The sequence below is a fragment of the Alicyclobacillus sendaiensis NBRC 100866 genome, assembly GCF_001552675.1.
In the GTDB taxonomy this organism is placed as follows: domain Bacteria; phylum Bacillota; class Bacilli; order Alicyclobacillales; family Alicyclobacillaceae; genus Alicyclobacillus; species Alicyclobacillus sendaiensis.
In genome coordinates, this window is sequence record NZ_BCRQ01000100.1 from 1 (window position 1) to 4736 (window position 4736).

4 protein-coding genes are annotated in these 4736 nt (G+C 61.5%); 2 read left to right on the forward strand and 2 right to left on the reverse strand.

Translation table 11 applies throughout. From position 1 onward, the window contains the following. The coding region (gene gcvT / locus AS26_RS13155) for a glycine cleavage system aminomethyltransferase GcvT (RefSeq protein WP_062310476.1) at positions 1 to 1095 on the reverse strand (1095 nt) is incomplete at its 3' end. Positions 1096 to 1186: 91 nt separating this feature from the next. Between gcvT and AS26_RS13160 the strand changes: the two genes are divergently transcribed. Together AS26_RS13160 and AS26_RS13165 are read left to right on the forward strand one after the other, a co-directional pair. Next, positions 1187 to 2905, forward strand: a complete 1719-nt coding sequence (locus AS26_RS13160) for a DEAD/DEAH box helicase (protein WP_062310479.1) — start codon at positions 1187 to 1189, stop codon at positions 2903 to 2905. After that, positions 2902 to 3801 carry a YqhG family protein gene (locus tag AS26_RS13165; RefSeq protein WP_062310482.1) on the forward strand — a complete coding sequence of 300 codons (900 nt, stop codon included), beginning with the start codon at positions 2902 to 2904 and terminating at the stop codon, positions 3799 to 3801. The genes AS26_RS13160 and AS26_RS13165 overlap by 4 nt, the downstream gene beginning before the upstream one ends. Before the next feature lie 4 nt (positions 3802 to 3805). Here the strand turns inward: AS26_RS13165 and zapE are convergent. Further along, positions 3806 to 4736 (reverse strand): AFG1/ZapE family ATPase (gene zapE, locus AS26_RS13170; protein WP_306303054.1); only part of this gene is annotated, 931 nt, incomplete at its 5' end.

Genomic DNA, 4736 nt, shown 5'->3' on the forward strand with positions numbered 1-4736 from the left:
CTTGGCACTTGCCGAGCTCACCTTCGGGCGCCGATAAAACGGAATTGGCACCACGCGCGCGGCATGCCGCTTCCCGCGGATCTCCACCTCGAGCGTCTCGCCGACGGCTGCAGCCGACGCGCTCACCCGCGCAAGCCCGATCGGGCGCTCGAGCGTGGGCGACAAGGTCCCCGACGTGATCTCGCCAACCCTATGCTCCCCGCGAAACACCGCGTAACCCGTGCGCGGAATCGCGCGATCGGCCATTTCCAATCCGACGAGCCGCCGGCTGGGCCCCGCTTCCGCCTCAGACAGGAGCGCTTCGCGGCCGATGAAGTCGCCCTTGTCAAACTTCACAAATTGATCCAGCGAAGCCTCGAGAGGGGTGACGTCCCGCCGCAGCTCCTGGCCGTACAGCGGCAGACACGCCTCGAGCCGCAGGGTGTCGCGCGCCCCGAGGCCGCACGGCGTGACGCCCAGCGCGTGAAGCTTCTCAAACAGCTGGCGCGCGGTCTCGCCGTCGGTGTACAACTCGAACCCATCTTCGCCCGTGTAACCCGTCCGGGAGACGATCATCTCCCCCTCTTGAAAACGAGCGCTCGTAAACGAAAAGGGGCGCAAAGCGCTGACCTCGAGTTCCAACCGCTCGAGATACTCCGCGGCGCGTGGCCCCTGCACCGCGAGGAGCGCCACCTCATCCGACCGATCCGTCACCGCCACGCCGGCCCCCTGGATGTGATCCCGGAGCCAGGCCAAATCCGCTTCCCGATTCGCGGCATTGACCACGAGCCAGAAACGGTCGTCCTCCAATCGGTAGACCAGCAGATCGTCGAGCGTCCCGCCGCGATCGTCCGTCATCAGCGTGTACAGCGCCCGCCCTGGCCTCAGCCGCCCCAGATCGTTCGTCAAAAGCCTCTGCAAAAACGAAAAACTATCGGGCCCGGCCACCTCGATCTCGCCCATGTGGGATACGTCAAACATCCCCACATTCGTGCGAACTGCGCGGTGCTCGTCCAAGATGCTGGTGTATTGCACCGGCATCTCCCACCCGTGGAACTCCACCATGCGAGCCCCGAAGCGAAGGTGGAGATCATAAAGCGGCGTTCGCTTTCCCAATATCGCCACCGTCCTTGGGCGCAAGAATCGATATCACCTGTCACATACTACATGACTGCAGCGAGCAGAACAAGACGAGGAGGGGGTCGACGTGCGAGAACTCGCCGACCAGTTGTGGGCCGCCGATCAACGCCCATGGTCGTTCTCCATCGCCGGGCTCGATGTGGAAGCCGAGCTCGAGGCGCTCCTGCGCGTGGGGCGAGGGACACAAGACGCCGACTGGGAGCTGTTCCGCCTCGGCGCGATGGCGCGTCAGGCCTTCATCACGCCCGCGTTTGATCAGCTGCTTGCACTGGAACACGTGCAGTTCAGCCCGCTTGCGCATCAAGTGGAAACGGCCCTTCGGGTTGTGCGCGATCTGCGCGGAAGAGCGATTCTCGCGGATGAGGTGGGGCTCGGCAAAACCATTGAAGCGGGTCTTGTCCTTAAGGAATACCTCGTCCGAGGACTCGTGCGAAAGGCACTCGTGCTCGTGCCAGCCTCGCTCGTGTCCCAGTGGACTAAGGAGTTGAACCAGAAATTTCGCATCCATGCGGTTCCACAGCGGGACGAATGGACATGGGACGCGGAAGGCGTCATCGTCGCATCCATCGACACCGCGAAGCGGCCCCCGCACGCGGAACGCGTTCGAGCCCAATGGTGGGACCTGATTATCGTCGACGAAGCTCACAAGCTCAAGAACCCGAGCACAAAGAATTGGCAGCTGCTGAACCAGCTCCAGCACAAGTACATGCTCCTGCTCACGGCGACACCTGTCCAGAACCAGCTCAAGGAATTGCACACCTTGGTCACGCTGCTGAAGCCTGGAGAACTCGGCAACCCTGCGGAATTTGCCGAGCGCTTCGTCGCCAGCCCGCGAACGCCGAAAGATCCCGCCGCCCTCCGCCAGACCATCAGCCGCGTCATGATCCGAAACCGGCGAGAGGACGGAGCGCTCGAGCTGCCGAAGCGCCACGTGCGCGTGATGCCCGTCGAATTGACGCCCGAGGAACGCGCGTTTTATGAAGCTGTTCAGTCGTTTTTAAAGAGCGAGTTTGAGCGTTCGCGAGCGGCTCGCGCGTCCATCCTCCCGCTCATCACCCTTCAGCGCGAGATCTGCAGTTCCGCATACGCGGCTCTTCTCTCGCTGGAGAAAATGTTGAAGAAGGCGCGCGATCCCGAGCGCGCCAGGCGCCTGCAGTCGTTGATTGAGCAGGGGACCTCCATCCCGTCGTACGCAAAGGTGGAGGCCGTGCTCAAGCTCCTGGAGGATGCGCCGGAAAAGATCATTATCTTTACCGAGTACAGAGCATCGCAAGATTTCTTGATGTATACGCTCAAGAAACACGGGATCAGCGCGGTGCCATTTCGAGGGGGCTTCCGCCGGGGAAAGAAAGACTGGATGCGGGAGCTGTTCTCCAAAAAGATACGCGTGCTGGTGGCTACCGAATCCGGCGGAGAAGGCATCAACCTTCAGTTTTGTCATCATATGATCAATTATGACCTGCCATGGAATCCGATGCGGCTCGAGCAGCGCATCGGACGCATTCATCGGCTCGGCCAAACGCACGCTTGCCATGTCGTGCACCTTGTGACAAAGGACACCATTGAGGAACACATCCTGGAGGTCTTGCAGGAGAAGGTGCGCATGTTTGAGGCCGTGATCGGCCGACTCGATGAACTTGTGAGCGATGTGCGATTGGATCTTTGGGAGAAGCGCATCTTTGAAGCCGCCATGACAAGCCGCGACGATGAGGAGTTCTTGGCCCAGCTCAAGGCTGTGCAAGTGGAAGATCTCGTCGTGCGAAAGGGAGGTGCAAATCGCCGTTGAGCCTCGAAACACAAGCGCCACTGCGGACGCCTGAACAGCGGCTGTCCTTCTGCGACCGATACTTCACCTCCGTGGGCGCTCGTACGCTCCTGGCGCGGCCCATGTACCGGGAGTACGAGCTTCCCGCCGATGTGGACAAAGAGCTCATCGAGCGACCCTTCTACTGGATGTGGGTGGAGGCTACCCATCAATCGGTCGAACCGACCGTCCTCCGCTTGGCATTTGACGCCGAATCGCACGCGCGAGAGGAGGCCCGGCTGAACGCCGAACAGCCCGCGGCGCCGTTTTCATGGAGCGTCAAACGCCGCGTCGAGCTCGTCGACTTCGGCAGCCCCCTGTTCGACCGGATTCTGCTGAGCGCAGCGCAGCGCGGCCGGATCGCCTGTGTGCGAGAAGGTGACGCGGAACGCGAAGTTGTGCCTTGGATGATGGTGAACGGCGTCTTTGCCTATACGGCAGACCTCAACCGCGAGGAATGGTTCTCCTACGCCGTGTGTCTGGACAACCTTCAAATCGTGGATAGGTTCTACGAGCGGATTCAACACCGAGACTTCTCCGGCGTGCCTGCGCCCGACCTTCTTCGGCACAGTCGCCACACGGTTCACGAAGCATGGAGGCACCTCCAGCGTGCGCTGGCCGATCACGCCGCCGCGCAGGACGATGCCTGGGCTCAAGAAGCGATGGCGCGTCTTAAGGGCGACCTCGCGCAGTTGTCCGCCTACTATGAGAGCCTGCTGGACGAACTCACGGATGAGGAGCGGTCCCTGGCTCTGCAAGAGCGGGACCGGAAGCAAGCTGCGCTGATTGAAAAAAGCGCCCCTCGAATCGAGTGCCGCGTTCATCAGGTGGCTCTCGTCGGCCTCTGCGTTCAGCGGGCAGGGCCATCGCGCCTTTGACACGTCAGACCAAGGTCCGGAGATTCCGCTGGCGCGCATCCGGGCCGTCCATTTTCACCAGAATGCACATGCTCATCACCCGGGACCTGAGTGGCGCGACCGTGTCGAGAAGGTCGTCCACTCCGCGCCGATACGCATCGGGAGGACTAAAGTTGCTCGTAAACCAGGTCGACAGCTTGTGGTGGAACCGGTAGTTAATGATCCGAAACAGTTTCTCCATGCTGAATTCGTTCGCACGCTCTTGTGCGAATTCGTCGATGCCGAGCACCGGCACCGTGGAGAGCGTCTCAAGAAACGGCTCCAGATCGTCACCCGCCGCGATGACGTGCCGCATGTGATCAAAGAGTGAATCCGACCGAACCACCAAAGACGGCACGCCCCGCCGCTGCAGCTCGCGAAACACGGCGAACATGAGGTGCGTTTTCCCGACGCCCGGAGGGCCGAACAGGTACAAGCCTGCGCGCGGAGCCTCCTGTGGGCTCCACGTGCGCGCGAATTCCTGCGCATATCTCAACACCTTGGGATACTTTCTCGCCTGCTCCTCGGGAAAGTTCTCGAAGCGAAACTCGTCGCCGATCTCCGTCACACCCGCGAGCTGCGCATATCTGCGTACGCGTTCTTTGACCACATGCTCTTTGAACGGCATGCAGCGGCGAACGCGGGTCGCGAGACCTCGCGCGTTCACTTCCAGGACCTGCTCAAAGCCGCGCATGTCGCCCGCCTTGCCGCACCACTCATATCCCATGCACTGCTCACAGATGCGTTTCTGCCGCAAATACTCGTAAAGCAAGGCACGGTGGCGCAGAATCGTCTCGTCGTCGACGGATGCCTCCTCGAGTTCGGGGATCTCCCGGAGAAAGTACGAGGCATCGTAGCGGTCGGACGACACGTGTGAATGCGGGAGGATGTCTCCGATATGCCGCACGTGGCTTTCG